Consider the following 14,563-nt stretch of genomic DNA (forward strand, 5'->3'; position numbering starts at 1 on the left):
AGGCGGGCGAATGCGCTCCCTACTGGACGAATTGCCAGCAGGAAGTCTACGCCAAACGGCAGAGAAACGGAGAAGATTTTGTCCGGCCGGGGCCGGACGTCGATCACGCCCTGGCGGCGGTCAGCATGCGCTCGACGTAGCGCGCGATCAGGTCGATCTCGAGGTTGACCCGGGCGCCGGCGTGCAGGTGCTTGAGGGTGGTGACGGCGATCGTGTGCGGGATCAGGTTGATCGAGAAACGGCAGACTTTCGCGCCGTTGGCTTCCAGGTCTTCGACGCTGTTGACGGTCAGCGACACGCCGTTCACCACGATCGACCCCTTGTAGGCCAGGTACTTGCCCAGTTCGACGGGCGCGTCGATCACCAGCTTGAAGGATTCGCCGATCGGCTCGAAGCTGTGCACGGTGCCCAGGCCGTCGACGTGGCCGGAGACCAGGTGGCCGCCCAGGCGCTCGGCCAGGGTCAGGGCCTTTTCCAGGTTCACTTCGCCCGGCTGGTCCAGGCCCGCGGTGCGGTTCAGGCTCTCGCGCGAGACGTCCACCGCGAACGCGTTGCCGGTCTTCTCGACCACGGTCATGCAGGCGCCGTTGATGGCGATCGAGTCGCCCAGTGCGACGTCGTCCAGTCCCAGGCCGCCGGCGTCGATCTGCAGGCGCACGCCCGCGAACGAGCCGCCTTCGAGCGGCTTGACCGATTGGATGCTGCCCACGGCAGCGACGATTCCAGTAAACATCCCTATTCCTTTTCTTGATGATTGAAGCGCGCCAGGATGCGCAGGTCGGAGCCGACCTGCTGCACGCCGTGGAAGCGCAATGCCAGCCTCTCGTTCAGCTGCGCCAGCGCCGGCAGCGCGAACATGCCCTGCCCCGGGCCGATCAGGCTCGGCGCCAGGTAGACCAGCAGCTCGTCGACGCAGCCTTCGCGCACCAGCGAGGCGTTCAGCTTGCTTCCCGCCTCGACGTGCAGCTCGTTGATTTCGCGCCTGCCCAGTTCCAGCATCAGTTCCGGCAGGTCGACCTTGCCGGCGCTGTTGGGCAGGAGGATGACCTCATGGCCGGCGGTGCGCAGCCGGGCTTCCTTTTCGGCGTTCGCCTGCGCCGCGACGATCCAGCACGGCTCGCCCTGCAGGATGCGGGCGCCGGTGTCGATCTCGAGGCGGCTGTCGACGATCACGCGGCGCGGCTGCAGCGGCGTCTCGATGCCACGCACGGTCAGCTGCGGATCGTCCGCCTTGACGGTGCCGATGCCGGTCAGGATCGCCTGCGCGCGGGCGCGCCAGGCATGGCCGTCGGCGCGCGCTTCGGGACCGGTGATCCACTGGCTCTCGCCCGACGCCAGCGCCGTCGTGCCGTCGAGGCTGGCGGCCGTCTTCAGGCGCACCCAGGGCTTCCCGAAGCGCATGCGGTGGAAGAAGCCGATATTCAGTTCACAGGCCTGGTCGGCCATGATGCCCGAGCTGACCGCGATGCCGGCCGCTTCCAGCTTCGCCAGGCCGCGCCCGGCCACCAGCGGGTTCGGGTCCGTCATCGCCGCCACCACGCGGCCGAGGCCGGCCTGGATCAGCGCGTTCGAGCATGGCGGCGTGCGGCCGTAATGGCTGCAGGGCTCCAGCGTGACATAGGCGGTGGCGCCGCGCACGTCGTTGCCGCGCGCCTGGGCGTCGCGCAGGGCCTGCACCTCGGCGTGCGCCTGGCCGGCCGGCTGGGTGTGGCCGGCGCCGATCACTTCGCCGTCGCGCACGATCACGCAGCCGATGCGCGGGTTCGGCGCGGTGATGTACATGCCCTTGGCGGCCCATTCCAGGGCCAGGGCCATGCCTTCGGTATCGCTCAGTATCAGCACAATGTCTTGTCGGTTCGTTCGTTCATGGCGGCGCGGCGGGACCGTCGCAGGAAGCGTCGCGCGCCGGGTTGCAGCTGCGGGCCCGGCCCAGCATATTGATTTTAATACGGCGGATGCCGGCGCCATGGAACAGCGACAGCGTGCCATAGCGCGCCGCCGCCGGATTGCTGTCGCGGCAGCTGCGTCCGGCGCCATTGTAGGCGATATAGTAAGGCGGCGCCGGGCTGGTGAAGGAAAAGACCACTGCCAGGCCCTGCGCCAGCGGCCCATGCTCGGCCAGCACGGTGTCGCCCGGTCCCGGCTGGCGGTCGCCGTCGCGGTCGAGGAACACGGTCCAGCCGCGGCGCCAGTCGGCGCCCCCGGCGCCCTTCGGCAACAGCATCACGATCTCGCCGCGCGCCAGCGCCTGCGCGCGCGCCAGGCCGATGGCGGCGTACAGGTCGTTCGTGGCGGTCTTCAATTGCTGGGTCCGGACCAGGTCGCGCAGTCCCGGGCCGCCTGCCGCCAGCAGCACGCCGGCCACCGCCAGCACGACCAGCAGCTCGATCATCGAAAAGCCGCTTCGCCGCGGCTGCGGCCAGGGGCGGCTCATGGCCAGCACCGCCCCGCTCCCTGGGCCGCGCGCACGCCGACGCTGTCGAGGGTCAGGACGCCGCAATCCGGATCGCGGAAGCGGCTGTCGACCCGGTTCGTGCCGGGACGGGCGCGCAGTTCGACGCACACGGCGATGTCCTGTCCCGGACAGGCGTGCGCGTCCAGCTCGTAGGCGCTGGCGGCCGGGGTCGCGCCCGACCACCAGCGGAAGCCCAGCGACTCCACCGCTTCATCCTCGGACGTGTATTCGGCATAGGTGTTGTGCTGCAGGCGGTAGCGCGCCTGCTGCTGCATCGTGTCGATCAGGGCGATCTGCCCTTCGGTGCGCCGGGTGCGCACGATATAGCCGGCATAGCTCGGCCAGGCCGCCGCCGCCAGGATGCACAGGATGGCCAGCACCACCAGCATTTCGATCAGGGTAAAGCCGCGTCGCACCTGCATGGTTCCCGTTCCTTTCTGTAGTCGATGTCATCGTTCACTGCACGGCCTCGGCATGCAGCCGCGGCCAGTTGGCGATCTCGCGCCAGCCGATGCGTCCCGCCGGCAACTGGGCAGGGGGCGTTGCGGCGTCGCTGCCGGTGCCGGGCTCCGCTCCCTGCCCGCCCGCAGGCGGATCGGGCGCGGCCGGTTCCTGTACGCCGGGCCAGCCGGGCACGCCCTCGCCGCCCGGTGGCCCGGCCCCACCCGGCGCAGCCTCGCCCGGAGGAGTGTCCGCACTGCCGGGCGGAGCGCCTCCGGGCGGCGCCGGCTTGCGGTACACGGACTGCAACACGACCCGGACCGCGGCATTGCTGCCGAAGCCGATCGCGGTGATCCGGTAGAAGTTGCCGAGGGACGCGCCGGCGCCCGGCGGCGCAATGCGTTCGATGAGGTAGGCCGGCGGCTGCGCCGGCAACAGGCCCCTGCCCGTGCCGCCGCCGATGCTGGCGCCGGTGAAGTATCCGTAAGGCACCAGGGCCGGGTTGCCGGCCTCGGCCAGGTCGAGTACCTGCCAGGCCGGCGGCGAGGTCGCACTGCACAGTCCGCGGCCGGCGCCGCCGCGTCCGCAGCCGTCGACGAAGCCAGCGGCGCCGACCGCCGTGAACTGGGCGGCGCGGGCCGGATCGGCGCCGCCGGCGACGTCACGCTCGGCATCGCGCAGCGCCGCTTCGGCCGTCTCCCAGGCAAGGCTGCGCTCGCGCTCGGCGCCTGCCGAAGCGATCGCGGCAAACACGGTCCGGCTGATCGAGACGGCGACCAGCATCGCCGCCATCATCAGCAGCAGCGAGCAGACCAGGGCCGCGCCGCGCGTGCGCGCGTGCGCCCGCACGACGGCCAGGCATCGGACGCGGCCGTTCACAAGGCCCCCGCCGGCAGCGCGACCGTCGCCGAAAACAGCCTGCGCTCGCGCCGCCGCAATCCCTCCGGCAAGGCGTCCTCGCGCAGCACCGTGCCCTGGTCGCCCTGCGCCGCGCCGGCCGCGTACGCCGGGCCGAACAACTGGAATTCCTGGCCCCTGCCGTCGTTCCGGGCCGGCCGGGCGCCATGCAGCAGCAGGGAGATGCGCACGCTGACCACGCGTTTCCACCACGTGCGGCGGTTGAATTCCTGGGGCGCCAGGCCGGCGCCCAGGGCCGCGTCGAGCGCACGGATGGCGTCGGCGTTCACGTAGCGGTTGGCGGCGCCGTCGCGCGGGGTGTCGGTGTCCAGTCCGTACAAGACCTGGAAACTGTCCACGCCCGGCACCACCGCGTCCGCGCTCCAGTGGATGGCGCCATGGTATTTGCAGCGCAGCTCGGCTTCGCCATCGGCGTTCTTTGCCACGTAAAAAATGCTCCAACCCTCTTCGCCTGCGCCGACGCCGAATCCCGCGCAGTCGAGCAGGCTGCCATCGCCGCCGGGCCCTGCGCCGGCGCCGGGAAAGCGCACGGCCAGCACGTCGCTGCCGTTGGCGACGGCCGCGAGCGGCGAGCCGATGCCGGCCGTCGCGCCGCCGAGCGAGCGCGCATCCAGGCCCGCCAGGCGCGCCGGCAGCACGTCTACCGGCGCCGACAGGTCCAGCTGCAGCGGATCGGCATGGGCGGCCTGCCGCACCGCGCGGCCGACCAGTTCGAGGGCGTAGCGGCCGGCATCGTCGAGGGCCGCGCTTTCGGTCTGGGCGGCGTAGGCGCCATTGGCCAGCTCCAGCAGCCGGGCCGCGGCCAGCAGGACCGCCAGGCCGATCGCGACCGCCACCATCATCTCGGGCAGGGTCAGGCCTGCCTGGCGCAAATGCGGGCGCAGACGGGGATGCAGATGCGGCGGCCGGCTCATGGCGTCCCCTTTCCGAGCGTCAGGAACACGAGCGGAACGTCGGGAGCGCCCTGCCTGGCGGGCCAGCCCAGCTTGATCGTGACCGGGGCGCCGGGATCGTCCGTGCAGCTCCACGACAGCAGGCCGGACGGGTCGGGCGCCTGGGCGTCGCGGCAGACCCGCATGCGTCCGCCGGGAAAGCGCCGGGCCAGCGCCTCGGCGGTGTCGGCCAGGTCGAAGTCCGCCATTTGAACCGGCGAGCAGTCCGCGCCGGCGTAGCAGGACAAGGACGCGGCGATGGCCGCGCCGGCCCGGGCGTCGAACTGGAGATAGGGATTGGCGGCATCGGGCAGCGCCATCGCGGCCGGATTCGCGCGCATGCGCTGGGCCAGCGACGCGGCCAGCCGCGTGCCGTCGGACAGGCGCGCCGCCTCGCCCGCCGCCTGCACGGCCACCGCCTGCACGGCTGCGGCGCCGGCCACGCCGAGGGCGACCACGAACAGGGCCACCAGCACTTCCGCCAGCGTGAAGCCAGCGCCTTTGCGAAAGGCACGACAGCCGCGCATGCGACACCTCCGGTCTCGGTTCAGGAAGACCAGAAGTTATCAGGCGAGCTCAGGCCAGCAGTGTGGCGGCTCAAGCGTGGCAACGGAACTAAATGGGGAGTTTACTTACGCGGCTGGCCGACTTCGGCAATCGCTTCCTGGAACTCGGACAAATCCTCGAAGTTCTTGTAGACGGACGCGAAGCGGATATAGGCGATCTTGTCGAGACGCTTGAGTTCCTGCATCACGAGTTCGCCGACGTAGACGCTGTCGACTTCGCGGCGGCCGCTGGTGAGCAGCTTTTCCTCGATCGAGGCGATGGCGGCGTCGATGGCGCCGGCCGCCACCGGGCGCTTGCGCAGGGCCAGCATCAGGCTGCCGCGCAGTTTGGAGGCTTCGAATTCGGTGCGGCTGCCGCTCTTCTTGACGATGATCGGCATCGAGAGCTCGACGCGCTCATACGTGGTGAAGCGTTTGTCGCATTGGGCGCAGCGGCGCCGGCGGCGGATGGAATCGCCCTCCTCGGATACGCGGGTATCGAGGACCTGGGTGTCTTCATGCTGACAGAAAGGGCATTTCATGGTCGCCGGGGCTGCTGCGCTGATTGCTCGATGCTTGCTTTACGCTGCGTAGACCGGGTACTTGTCGGTCAGCTTCTTCACTTCGGCCTTGACGCGCTCGATGGTCGCGGCGTCGTGCGGGTTGTCCAGCACGTCGGCGATCAGGTTGCCGACCTTGGTCGCGTCCTCTTCCTTGAAGCCGCGGGTGGTGAAGGCCGGGCTGCCGAGACGGATGCCGGAGGTCACGAAGGGCTTCTGCGGGTCGTTCGGGATACCGTTCTTGTTGCAGGTCATGTGTGCCTGGCCCAGGATCGCTTCCGCTTCCTTGCCGGTCAGGCCCTTCGAACGCAGGTCGACCAGCATCACGTGCGACTCGGTACGGCCGGACACGATGCGCAGGCCGCGTGCGATCAGGGCGTCCGCCAGGGCCTTGGCGTTCTTGACCACCTGCTGCTGGTATTCCTTGAATTCCGGCGACAGCGCTTCCTTGAAGGCGACCGCCTTGCCGGCGATCACGTGCATCAGCGGACCGCCCTGGATGCCCGGGAAGATGGCCGAGTTGATGGCCTTCTCGTGCTCGGCCTTCATCAGGATGATGCCGCCGCGCGGGCCGCGCAGGGATTTGTGGGTGGTCGAGGTGACGAAGTCGGCGTACGGCACCGGGTTCGGGTATTCGCCCGCGGCGATCAGGCCGGCGTAGTGGGCCATGTCGACCATGAACCAGGCGCCGATTTCCTTGGCGACCCTGGCGAAACGCTCGAAGTCGATGCGCAGCGAGAAGGCGGAGGCGCCGGCGATGATCAGCTTCGGCCTGTGCTCGCGCGCCAGGCGTTCCATCTGCTCGTAGTCGATGTCTTCCTGCTCGGTCAGGCCGTAGGAGATGACGTTGAACCATTTACCCGACATGTTCAGCGCCATGCCGTGGGTCAGGTGGCCGCCTTCGGCCAGCGACATGCCCATGATGGTGTCGCCCGGCTTCAGCATGGCGAAGAACACGCCCTGGTTGGCCTGCGAGCCCGAGTTCGGCTGCACGTTGGCGGCTTCGGCGCCGAACAGTTGCTTGACGCGGTCGATCGCCAGCTGCTCGGCGATGTCGACGTATTCGCAGCCGCCGTAGTAGCGCTTGCCCGGGTAGCCTTCGGCGTACTTGTTGGTCAGCTGGGAGCCCTGCGCCTGCATCACGGCCGGCGAGGTGTAGTTCTCGGATGCGATCAGCTCGATGTGGTCTTGCTGGCGGGTGTTTTCCTTCTGGATCGCATCCCACAGTTCCGGGTCGACGTTGGCGAGCGTGTGATCTTTTGCAAACATGAAAAAACTCCAATCGATAAGAGTACCAGGCAACAGGCAGCGCTGAACTAAGGCGGGAGCCGGAACATAGGCAGCCGCGATACGAACGTACCGGTCGAAGGCTGCCCAGGCGAACGGCAAACGACATCTCACGCTCCACGGTGGATCTCCACCTTCGCCGCAGGCAGGCGGCTTTCGCCAGTTACGTGAGACGTAAATGGAACTCCCGATTGTAAGGGAAGTAGCGCCTGGTAAGCAAGAAAGGCGATGACGGCCTTGCAAGAGCCCGCCAGGCCCCACCCTTCGCGCAATGATCATTTCGGCTACAATCTCGCAGTTCACTTTCCACCTTCCGGGATCCATCATGATCGTATTCATTACCGGCGCATCGGCCGGCTTCGGCGCCGCAATGGCGCGCACCTTCGTCAAGAATGGCCACCAGGTGGTGCTGGCGGCACGGCGCAAGGAGCGCCTGGAAGCCCTGGCCGGGGAACTGGGCGAATCCGCGCTGCCGGTCGCGATGGACGTCACCGACAAGGCCTCGATCGAGGAAGCGCTGTCGATGCTGCCGCAATCCTGGCGCCAGATCGACGTCCTGATCAACAACGCGGGCCTGGCCCTGAACACCAAACCGGCGCACGAAGTCCCGCTGGAAGACTGGAATACGATGATCGACACCAACGTCAAGGGCCTGGTGACGATGACCCACGCCGTGCTGCCTTCGATGGTCGAGCGCGGCAGCGGCCTGGTCATCAACCTCGGTTCGGTCGCCGGCCACTATCCCTACCCGGGCGGCAATGTGTACGGCGCCACCAAGGCCTTCGTCGAGCAGTTCACGCTGAACCTGCGCGCCGACCTGGTCGGCACCGGCGTGCGCGCCACCAACCTGGCGCCGGGCCTGTGCGGCGGCACCGAATTCTCGAACGTGCGCTTCAGGGGCGACGACGCGGCCGCCGCCAAGGTCTACGAAGGCACCCAGCCGCTGACGGCCGAAGACATCGCCGCGACCGCCTACTGGATCGCGACCATGCCGCCGCACGTCAACATCAACCTGATCGAGATGATGCCGACCTGCCAGGGCTTCGCCCCTTTCAACATCAAACGCACCCAGGCTTGAGAAACGTCAAACCGGGGTCAGACTCCGGATTCTGGAAATGGCCCATGAGATCTTTCCAAAAATCGGAGTCTGACCCCGGTTTGCGTTGGATCAGCAATGTAACGGTAGCGACAGGGTTTGTTAGAAAGTGTTACAGTCGTTGGCTGAGTGTGCATGGCTCACGTCTACTACTGCCCATTTATCAACGGCCCTGCCATTGGGCCGGAGCGCATTTCGGTTCATATGTTCACTACCGTACATATGAAAGATGAAAATCGCGTAAAATGTTTCCCATTTTCATTTATGGCAGCTGAAATGCCTTCAGTTTTCACCTGGACAGTACGGGTCTATTACGAAGACACCGACGCCGGCGGCATCGTGTACTACGCCAATTACCTGAAGTTCTTCGAACGCGCGCGCACCGAATGGCTGCGTTCGCTCGGCATTCATCAGCAAACCCTGCTCGACGAGGAAAGCGCCGCTTTCGTGGTACGCAGCGCCAGCGTCGAGTACCTGTCGTCCGCACGCCTGGACGATGAACTGACCCTGCGCCTGACCGTGGAAAAACTCGGTCGCGCCTCGGTCCAGTTCGCGCAGCAAGCCTGGTGCGGCGAGACCCTGCTGTCGACTGCGAACGTGAAAGTGGGCTGCGTCGATAAGAAAACCATGCGCCCACGCTCCCTTCCTGACGTTGCCGCTGTTAAAATGCGTGCCGCGTGAAAACATTTGATCAAATATACTGATGAACGCAGTCCAAGACCTTTCCTTCATTGAACTGATCGCCAACGCGCACGTCCTGGTCAAACTGATCATGGCGCTGCTGTTCGCGGTGTCGCTTATGAGCTGGACCTACATCTTCCGCAAACTGTTCGCGATCCGCGCGGCGCGCCGCCAGACCGAGCAGTTCGAGCGCAGCTTCTGGGCCGGCGGCAACCTGCACACCCTGCACCAGAGCGCGAGCGCACAGCGCGACCAGAGCGGTCCGCTGGCCCGCATCTTCGAAGCGGGCATGGGCGAGTTCATCAAGGGCAAGCAGGCTTCGCGCGACGCGCTCGACATCGGCGCCGTGCTGGACGGCGCCCGCCGCGCCATGCGCGCCGCCTTCCACCGCGAGCTGGACCACCTGGACACCCACCTGAACTTCCTGGCCTCGGTCGGCTCGGTGTCGCCGTACATCGGCCTGCTCGGCACCGTGTGGGGCATCATGAACGCCTTCCGCGGCCTCGCCAACGTGCAGCAGGCCACCCTGGCCACCGTCGCTCCCGGCATCGCCGAGGCGCTGATCGCCACCGCGATCGGCCTGTTCGCGGCGATCCCGGCCGTGGTCGCGTACAACCGCTTCACCCACGATATCGACCGTCTCGCGATCCGCTTCGAAAGCTTCGTCGAGGAATTCTCGAACATCCTGCAGCGCCAGTCGCGCTGATCGCCGGGAGATAGAGGACGACCATGGCATTCAACAGCAACCTGCGCAGCGGACGCCGCAAGCTGAAGTCCGAGATCAACGTCGTGCCGTACATCGACGTGATGCTGGTGCTGCTCATCATTTTCATGGCGGTGCCGCCGACCCAGAATCCGAGCGAGATCAAGCTGCCCAGCGCCGAGCGTTCGACCCAGCCGCCGGACGACTACATCCAGATCGCGGTCAAGAGCAATGCCCAGCTGCAGATCGGCATTACCGGCAAGCAGGCGCGCGCCCTCGAAGACGTGTCCAGCCGCGCGGCCCTGATCGAGCGCCTGCGCGCGACCCACGCCGAGCACCCGGACTATCCGGTCATGATTTCCGGCGACCGCGAGAGCAAGTACGACGATGTGATCCAGATGATCTCGGAAGCCAAGAAGATGGGCATCAACCGGGTCGGCCTGGCTACCAAGTAAAGAAAAAGAAGAGTCGATGTCGGCAACGAAGCACAACAGCAATGGCATCGGCGGCGCGCAGTACCGGGTGCCGCCCGAACCGAACCGCTGGCCCGCGATCGGCCTGGCGGTGGGTGTGCACGCCGCGCTGCTGGCCTTCCTGGTGATCGGCATTAACTGGACCAACAACCAGCCGGTGGCCGTGGAGGCCGAAGTCTGGGACACGACCGTGCAGACGGCCGCCCCGCCGGCGCCGGCGCAGCCCGAACCGGAACCCGAGCCGGAGCCGGAAACCCCTGCGCCGACCCCGCGCGTGGCCGAGCCGCCGCCGGTCGAAGAGCCGGCCCCTTTGAGGCAGCCGGACATCGCGCTGGAACGCGAGAAGAAGCGCAAGGAAGAACTGAAGCGCAAGGAAGAACAACGCATCGAGCGCGAACAGGAAATCGCCAAGCAACGCGAACAGGAAAAGAAAGAAAAAGCCCTGGCCGAGAAAAAGGCGCGCGAAGAAGAAAAGAAGAAAGAGCAGGAGCTGGCGAAGAAGGAAGAAGAAGCCGAGAAGAAGAAAAAGGCCGAGAAGGAAAAGGCCGAGAAGCTCGCCAAGGCCAAGGCCGAGAAGGCCGAAGCCGCCAAGCTGGAGAAGCTGCGCAACGACGAACTGAAGCGCATGATGGCCGGCGCCGGCAATCCGGGCAGCAGCGGCTCGGCCGAGAAATCGACCGCGCCGCGCATCGACAAGGGCTATATCGCCAGCATCGCGGCGAAGATCAAGGGCAATACGACCTACCCTGGCAGCACGGACGTGCCCGGCAATCCGGAAGTCGTCTTCCAGGTCGAGCAATTGCCGACCGGTGAGATCCTTTCGGTACGCAAGACCAAGAGCAGCGGCATTCCGGCATTCGACGATGCCGTGGAGCGTGGTATTAACAAATCGTCACCGCTACCGAAGAAAAAAGATGGTACGGTAGAGCGATCTCTTCCGGTCAGTTTCAAACTGAAAGACCTGAACTGAATCGTTCGACTCAACCCTAGCTGAGACACTCATGAAGAAACTACATTCCCTGCTGTTTTCGGCCACCCTGCTGATGGGCGTGGCCGCGCATGCCCAGGTGCGCGTCGAAATCGCCGGCGTCAGCGGCACCCAGATCCCGGTCGCCGTGGCGGCCTTCGCGGACGAATCGGTGGCCCCGGAACAGGTCTCGGCCATCATCCGCGCCGACCTCGAGCGCAGCGGCGTGTTCAAGGTGATCGATGCGCGCCAGTCCATTTCCGACACCGCCAGCGTCGACCTCGGCGCCTTCAAGGCCAGCGGCGCGGACGCGCTGGTGGTCGGCTCGGTCAGCCGCCTGGCCGACGGCCGCTTCCAGGTCCGCTACAAGCTGCTCGACACCGTCAAGCAGACCCAGCTTTCACAACTGTCGGACGCGGTCAGCGCGCGCAACACCCGCCTGGAGGCGCACCGCATCGCCGACGACGTCTACGAAAAGCTGACCGGCGTGCGCGGCATCTTCTCGACCCGCATCTCGTATGTGAAAGTGAACCCGGGCGGCGGCAACCACAGCTACGAGCTGGTGGTGGCCGACGCCGACGGCGAAAACGAACAGGTCGCCGCCTACGGCCGCGAATCGATCATCTCGCCGGCCTGGTCGCCGGACGGCACCAAGGTGGCCTACGTCTCGTTCGAGAAGCGCAAGCCGATCATCTACGTGCAGAACCTGGTGACCGGCCAGCGCGCCATCATCGCGAACGAAAAAGGCAGCAACTCGGCCCCGTCCTGGTCGCCCGACGGCACCCGCCTGGCCCTGTCGCTGTCGAAGACCGGCAATACCCAGGTCTTCATCGTGAACGCCGACGGCAGCGGCATGCACCGCCTGACCAACGGCACCGGCATCGATACCGAACCGCAGTTCTCGGCCGATGGCCAGAGCATTTATTTCGTGAGCGACCGCAGCGGCGGCCCGCAGATTTACAGGATGAGCGTGAACGGCGGCCAGCCGGCCCGTGTCACGTTCAAAGGCAGCTATAACATCAGCCCTCGTGTATCCCCGGACGGCAAGACGCTGGCGTGGATTTCGCAACGCGATGGGGTTTTCTCCCTTTATGCGATGGACCTGGCGAGCGGCCAGGAACAACGCCTGGCCGATGGGGCCACCGAACCGAGTTTTTCGCCGAATGGCAAATACATCATGTATGCCAACAAGGGCGGCGGGCGAGCCTCGCTGGCCGTGGTGTCCGTCGACGGACGTGTGAAACAGCGTTTGTCGACCCAGGCGGGAAACATCAAGGAGCCCAGCTGGGGCCCTTTTATGAAGTAAATATTTTTTGACCAGGAGAAAACCATGCGCAACGTTAAAACTGTAGCCTTCATCGTTTCGGCTGCCGCCCTGCTGTCGGCTTGCTCGTCGACCAAACTGCAAGAGACCCCGGTGGTCGAGAAGACCCCGGTCGCCCAGGCCACCCCGCCGGCCGACACCAGCCGCGACATCCGTCCGGTCGAAACCGGCACCGTCGATCCGCTGAACGACCCGAAAGGCGTTCTGGCAAACCGCAGCGTCTACTTCGACTACGACAGCTACGTCGTGCGTGACGACGGCAAGCCGGTCGTCGAGAACCACTCGGCTTACCTGACCAAGCACAAAGAGCGCAAAGTGCTGATCCAGGGTAACACCGACGAGCGCGGCGGCACCGAATACAACCTGGCCCTGGGCCAGAAGCGCGCCGAAGCCGTGCGCAAGGCCATGGTCGCCCTGGGCGTGTCGGACGGCCAGCTGGAAGCCGTCTCGCTGGGCGAAGAAAAGCCGAAGGCAACCGGCAGCAACGAAGCGGCCTGGGCTGAAAACCGCCGCGCCGACATCGTCTATCAGTAATCTCGACGCTGTCGACGCCGTCGCGAACGGCTCGCCGCCCGCGGCTAATTGACAATGGGGCGGGATGCAGTGCAGACTGCATCCCGCCCCGTATTGCTTAGGAAGAGTCAGACAATGATCAAATCGTCCCAGTCCCGCCTTGCGGCCATCGCCCTCGCCTTTGCCGCCTGGCTGCCCCTGCACGCGAGCGCCGGCCTGCTCGACGACGATGAAGCGCGCCGCGCCATCCTCGACCTGCGCGCCAAAGTCGACGCCCTGGCCCGCGACTTCAACGCGCGCATCGACACCAAATCGGACAAGAACGCCACCCTCGAGATGCTGAACCAGCAAGAGCAGACGATGCAGGAAATCGCCCGCCTGCGCGGCCAGCTCGAAGTCCTGGCAAACCAGATCGCCACCTCGCAGAAGAACCAGAAAGACCTGTACGCCGACCTCGACGCCCGCATCCGCAAGCTCGAGCCGCATCAGGAAACCGTCGACGGCCAGACCGCCGAGGTGATGCCGAACGAGAAGAAGTCCTACGATACCGCGATGGAGCTGTTCAAGTCGGGCGACTACAAGGCCGCCGCCGGCGCCCTGCAGGATTTCGTACGCCGTTATCCGAGCTCGGCCTACGCCGCCAACGCCCAGTACTGGCTCGGCAACGCCTACTACGCCCAGCGCGACTACAAGAATGCGATCGCGGCCCAGGAAGCGGTCGTCTCGAACTACGGCACCAGCAGCAAGGCGCCGGACGCGATGCTCAACATCGCCAGCAACTACATCGAGCTGAAGGACAAGAAGAACGCCAGGAAGGTGCTGCAGCAGCTGGTGTCGAAGTTCCCGGACACCACGGCCGCCGCCACCGCCAAGGACCGCCTGGCGGCGCTGAAGTAAACCGCTCCGTGCACGTTTGACAGCCCGGCAGATTGAACCTATAATCTTGCTTCTTTCGGGTCGTTAGCTCAGTTGGTAGAGCAGCGGACTTTTAATCCGTTGGTCGCTGGTTCGAGCCCAGCACGGCCTACCAGAATTCAGCAGCAGCAATGAAGGCGTGACGAGTGATCGTGACGCCTTTTTTGTTTCTTAACCCTCGAGCAGTCTCAGCGCCGCCAGCGAATCCGGGTGCCGTTTCAGGCTCTCGGCCGCCGCCCTGATCTTCCGGTAATAGATCCCGTTCCTGACCCCGCGATAATCCTTGTACGCTTCCGCGACCGGGTCCGCGCATCCCTCGCGCTTCGCCTTGTCGATCAGCGCCTGCAGGTAACGGGTGCCGGTGCGGATATTGGTCGCCTCGTCGATGAAGGCGGGGCTGGCGTGGAAGGCATCCGCTTCCCGGTACAGCTCGGCCTCGGGCTGGCGTGCGGCCGGCGGCTTGCGCAGGTTGTCGAGCCGGAACAGCTCGCGGTTCGCTACCCTCAGCAACTGCATCAGCCCGCGCGCGCTGCTGCCCTCCGCCGCCGCTCCCTTGTCGAAGCGCGATTCCATATAGATCTGGCAGACGATCATGTCGGTGCCGAGGCAGGACTGGTTGTTTTCCTCGACCAGCTTCCTGATCGCACGCAGGCGCGCCAGCTGTTCGTCCGGCGCCGCGGACGTGCCGTTGCCCGGGGCCGAGCCCCGCTCCACCGTGGAGCCAGCCTGTTTATCCATGTCCCGCTCCTTGCG

General features: G+C 66.1%; 18 protein-coding genes, 1 tRNA gene and 1 riboswitch. Of the genes, 9 read left to right on the forward strand and 10 right to left on the reverse strand.

What is annotated here, in order from left to right:
* Window positions 1-103: 103 nt before the first annotated feature.
* The 9 genes from AC3A6M_RS11365 to glyA form a co-directional block, all read right to left on the reverse strand.
* Complete coding sequence (locus AC3A6M_RS11365) at window positions 104-733, reverse strand: riboflavin synthase (protein WP_487852827.1); 630 nt, start codon at window positions 731-733, stop codon at window positions 104-106.
* 2 nt (window positions 734-735) lie between these two features.
* The gene (gene ribD / locus AC3A6M_RS11370) at window positions 736-1,815 is read right to left on the reverse strand and encodes a bifunctional diaminohydroxyphosphoribosylaminopyrimidine deaminase/5-amino-6-(5-phosphoribosylamino)uracil reductase RibD (protein ID WP_487852907.1); all 1,080 of its coding nucleotides are present in this window, start codon (window positions 1,813-1,815) and stop codon (window positions 736-738) included.
* Between the two features lie 49 nt (window positions 1,816-1,864).
* Window positions 1,865-2,434, reverse strand: a complete 570-nt coding sequence (locus AC3A6M_RS11375) for a GspH/FimT family pseudopilin (RefSeq protein WP_487852828.1) — start codon at window positions 2,432-2,434, stop codon at window positions 1,865-1,867.
* Window positions 2,431-2,877: a type IV pilin protein gene (locus AC3A6M_RS11380; RefSeq protein ID WP_487852829.1), complete on the reverse strand. Its 447-nt coding sequence runs from the start codon at window positions 2,875-2,877 to the stop codon at window positions 2,431-2,433. Before AC3A6M_RS11380 ends, AC3A6M_RS11375 begins: the two co-directional genes overlap by 4 nt.
* A 34-nt stretch (window positions 2,878-2,911) precedes the next feature.
* Entirely contained in the window at window positions 2,912-3,775 is an 864-nt protein-coding gene (locus tag AC3A6M_RS11385; RefSeq protein ID WP_487852830.1) for a pilus assembly PilX family protein, read from the reverse strand.
* The gene (locus AC3A6M_RS11390) at window positions 3,772-4,728 is read right to left on the reverse strand and encodes a PilW family protein (protein WP_487852831.1); all 957 of its coding nucleotides are present in this window, start codon (window positions 4,726-4,728) and stop codon (window positions 3,772-3,774) included. The genes AC3A6M_RS11385 and AC3A6M_RS11390 overlap by 4 nt, the downstream gene beginning before the upstream one ends.
* Window positions 4,725-5,273 (reverse strand): type IV pilus modification protein PilV, encoded by a 549-nt coding sequence (gene pilV / locus AC3A6M_RS11395; RefSeq protein ID WP_487852832.1) that lies wholly within the window; start codon window positions 5,271-5,273, stop codon window positions 4,725-4,727. The genes AC3A6M_RS11390 and pilV overlap by 4 nt, the downstream gene beginning before the upstream one ends.
* Window positions 5,274-5,374: 101 nt before the next feature.
* A complete protein-coding gene (gene nrdR / locus AC3A6M_RS11400) occupies window positions 5,375-5,833 on the reverse strand; it encodes a transcriptional regulator NrdR (RefSeq protein ID WP_487852833.1) in 459 nt (152 codons plus the stop codon).
* A gap of 39 nt (window positions 5,834-5,872) precedes the next feature.
* Window positions 5,873-7,120, reverse strand: coding sequence for a serine hydroxymethyltransferase (gene glyA / locus AC3A6M_RS11405; RefSeq protein ID WP_487852834.1), 1,248 nt, complete (start codon window positions 7,118-7,120; stop codon window positions 5,873-5,875).
* Between the two features lie 96 nt (window positions 7,121-7,216).
* Window positions 7,217-7,315: riboswitch (ZMP/ZTP riboswitch) on the reverse strand.
* 148 nt (window positions 7,316-7,463) lie between these two features.
* On the opposite strand from glyA, the gene AC3A6M_RS11410 reads away from it, so the two are divergent.
* From AC3A6M_RS11410 to AC3A6M_RS11450, 9 genes are all read left to right on the forward strand, one after another.
* The gene (locus AC3A6M_RS11410) at window positions 7,464-8,216 is read left to right on the forward strand and encodes an SDR family oxidoreductase (RefSeq protein ID WP_487852835.1); all 753 of its coding nucleotides are present in this window, start codon (window positions 7,464-7,466) and stop codon (window positions 8,214-8,216) included.
* 294 nt (window positions 8,217-8,510) lie between these two features.
* Entirely contained in the window at window positions 8,511-8,915 is a 405-nt protein-coding gene (gene ybgC / locus AC3A6M_RS11415) for a tol-pal system-associated acyl-CoA thioesterase (protein WP_487852908.1), read from the forward strand.
* Between the two features lie 22 nt (window positions 8,916-8,937).
* The gene (gene tolQ, locus AC3A6M_RS11420; RefSeq protein ID WP_487852836.1) at window positions 8,938-9,621 is read left to right on the forward strand and encodes a protein TolQ; all 684 of its coding nucleotides are present in this window, start codon (window positions 8,938-8,940) and stop codon (window positions 9,619-9,621) included.
* Window positions 9,622-9,644: 23 nt separating this feature from the next.
* Window positions 9,645-10,073, forward strand: coding sequence for a biopolymer transporter ExbD (locus AC3A6M_RS11425; protein ID WP_487852837.1), 429 nt, complete (start codon window positions 9,645-9,647; stop codon window positions 10,071-10,073).
* 16 nt (window positions 10,074-10,089) lie between these two features.
* Window positions 10,090-11,061, forward strand: a complete 972-nt coding sequence (tolA, locus tag AC3A6M_RS11430) for a cell envelope integrity protein TolA (protein ID WP_487852838.1) — start codon at window positions 10,090-10,092, stop codon at window positions 11,059-11,061.
* A 31-nt stretch (window positions 11,062-11,092) separates the two neighbouring features.
* Entirely contained in the window at window positions 11,093-12,364 is a 1,272-nt protein-coding gene (gene tolB / locus AC3A6M_RS11435; RefSeq protein ID WP_487852839.1) for a Tol-Pal system beta propeller repeat protein TolB, read from the forward strand.
* Window positions 12,365-12,388: 24 nt separating this feature from the next.
* Complete coding sequence (gene pal, locus AC3A6M_RS11440) at window positions 12,389-12,916, forward strand: peptidoglycan-associated lipoprotein Pal (RefSeq protein ID WP_487852840.1); 528 nt, start codon at window positions 12,389-12,391, stop codon at window positions 12,914-12,916.
* Window positions 12,917-13,030: 114 nt separating this feature from the next.
* The gene (gene ybgF / locus AC3A6M_RS11445; protein ID WP_487852841.1) at window positions 13,031-13,792 is read left to right on the forward strand and encodes a tol-pal system protein YbgF; all 762 of its coding nucleotides are present in this window, start codon (window positions 13,031-13,033) and stop codon (window positions 13,790-13,792) included.
* 57 nt (window positions 13,793-13,849) lie between these two features.
* Window positions 13,850-13,925 (forward strand) — tRNA-Lys (locus AC3A6M_RS11450).
* A gap of 56 nt (window positions 13,926-13,981) precedes the next feature.
* Here AC3A6M_RS11450 and AC3A6M_RS11455 read toward each other — a convergent pair.
* Window positions 13,982-14,548, reverse strand: coding sequence for a lysozyme family protein (locus tag AC3A6M_RS11455; RefSeq protein WP_487852842.1), 567 nt, complete (start codon window positions 14,546-14,548; stop codon window positions 13,982-13,984).
* Window positions 14,549-14,563 lie beyond the last annotated feature (15 nt).

The sequence above is a fragment of the Telluria sp. Soil_C_11 genome (assembly GCF_057657395.1).

What these genes read in the sequence shown, in the direction of transcription:
- tolB (WP_487852839.1), top strand. Translation starts at nt 11,093, where the DNA reads ATGAAGAAACTACATTCCCTGCTGTTTTCGGCCACCCTGCTGATGGGC.
- nrdR (WP_487852833.1), bottom strand. Translation starts at nt 5,833, where the DNA reads ATGAAATGCCCTTTCTGTCAGCATGAAGACACCCAGGTCCTCGATACC.
- glyA (WP_487852834.1), bottom strand. Translation starts at nt 7,120, where the DNA reads ATGTTTGCAAAAGATCACACGCTCGCCAACGTCGACCCGGAACTGTGG.
- pal (WP_487852840.1), top strand. Translation starts at nt 12,389, where the DNA reads ATGCGCAACGTTAAAACTGTAGCCTTCATCGTTTCGGCTGCCGCCCTG.
- AC3A6M_RS11425 (WP_487852837.1), top strand. Translation starts at nt 9,645, where the DNA reads ATGGCATTCAACAGCAACCTGCGCAGCGGACGCCGCAAGCTGAAGTCC.
- AC3A6M_RS11380 (WP_487852829.1), bottom strand. Translation starts at nt 2,877, where the DNA reads ATGCAGGTGCGACGCGGCTTTACCCTGATCGAAATGCTGGTGGTGCTG.
- ybgC (WP_487852908.1), top strand. Translation starts at nt 8,511, where the DNA reads ATGCCTTCAGTTTTCACCTGGACAGTACGGGTCTATTACGAAGACACC.
- ribD (WP_487852907.1), bottom strand. Translation starts at nt 1,815, where the DNA reads ATGGCCCTGGCCCTGGAATGGGCCGCCAAGGGCATGTACATCACCGCG.
- tolA (WP_487852838.1), top strand. Translation starts at nt 10,090, where the DNA reads ATGTCGGCAACGAAGCACAACAGCAATGGCATCGGCGGCGCGCAGTAC.
- AC3A6M_RS11410 (WP_487852835.1), top strand. Translation starts at nt 7,464, where the DNA reads ATGATCGTATTCATTACCGGCGCATCGGCCGGCTTCGGCGCCGCAATG.
- AC3A6M_RS11365 (WP_487852827.1), bottom strand. Translation starts at nt 733, where the DNA reads ATGTTTACTGGAATCGTCGCTGCCGTGGGCAGCATCCAATCGGTCAAG.
- ybgF (WP_487852841.1), top strand. Translation starts at nt 13,031, where the DNA reads ATGATCAAATCGTCCCAGTCCCGCCTTGCGGCCATCGCCCTCGCCTTT.
- tolQ (WP_487852836.1), top strand. Translation starts at nt 8,938, where the DNA reads ATGAACGCAGTCCAAGACCTTTCCTTCATTGAACTGATCGCCAACGCG.
- pilV (WP_487852832.1), bottom strand. Translation starts at nt 5,273, where the DNA reads ATGCGCGGCTGTCGTGCCTTTCGCAAAGGCGCTGGCTTCACGCTGGCG.
- AC3A6M_RS11375 (WP_487852828.1), bottom strand. Translation starts at nt 2,434, where the DNA reads ATGAGCCGCCCCTGGCCGCAGCCGCGGCGAAGCGGCTTTTCGATGATC.
- AC3A6M_RS11390 (WP_487852831.1), bottom strand. Translation starts at nt 4,728, where the DNA reads ATGAGCCGGCCGCCGCATCTGCATCCCCGTCTGCGCCCGCATTTGCGC.
- AC3A6M_RS11455 (WP_487852842.1), bottom strand. Translation starts at nt 14,548, where the DNA reads ATGGATAAACAGGCTGGCTCCACGGTGGAGCGGGGCTCGGCCCCGGGC.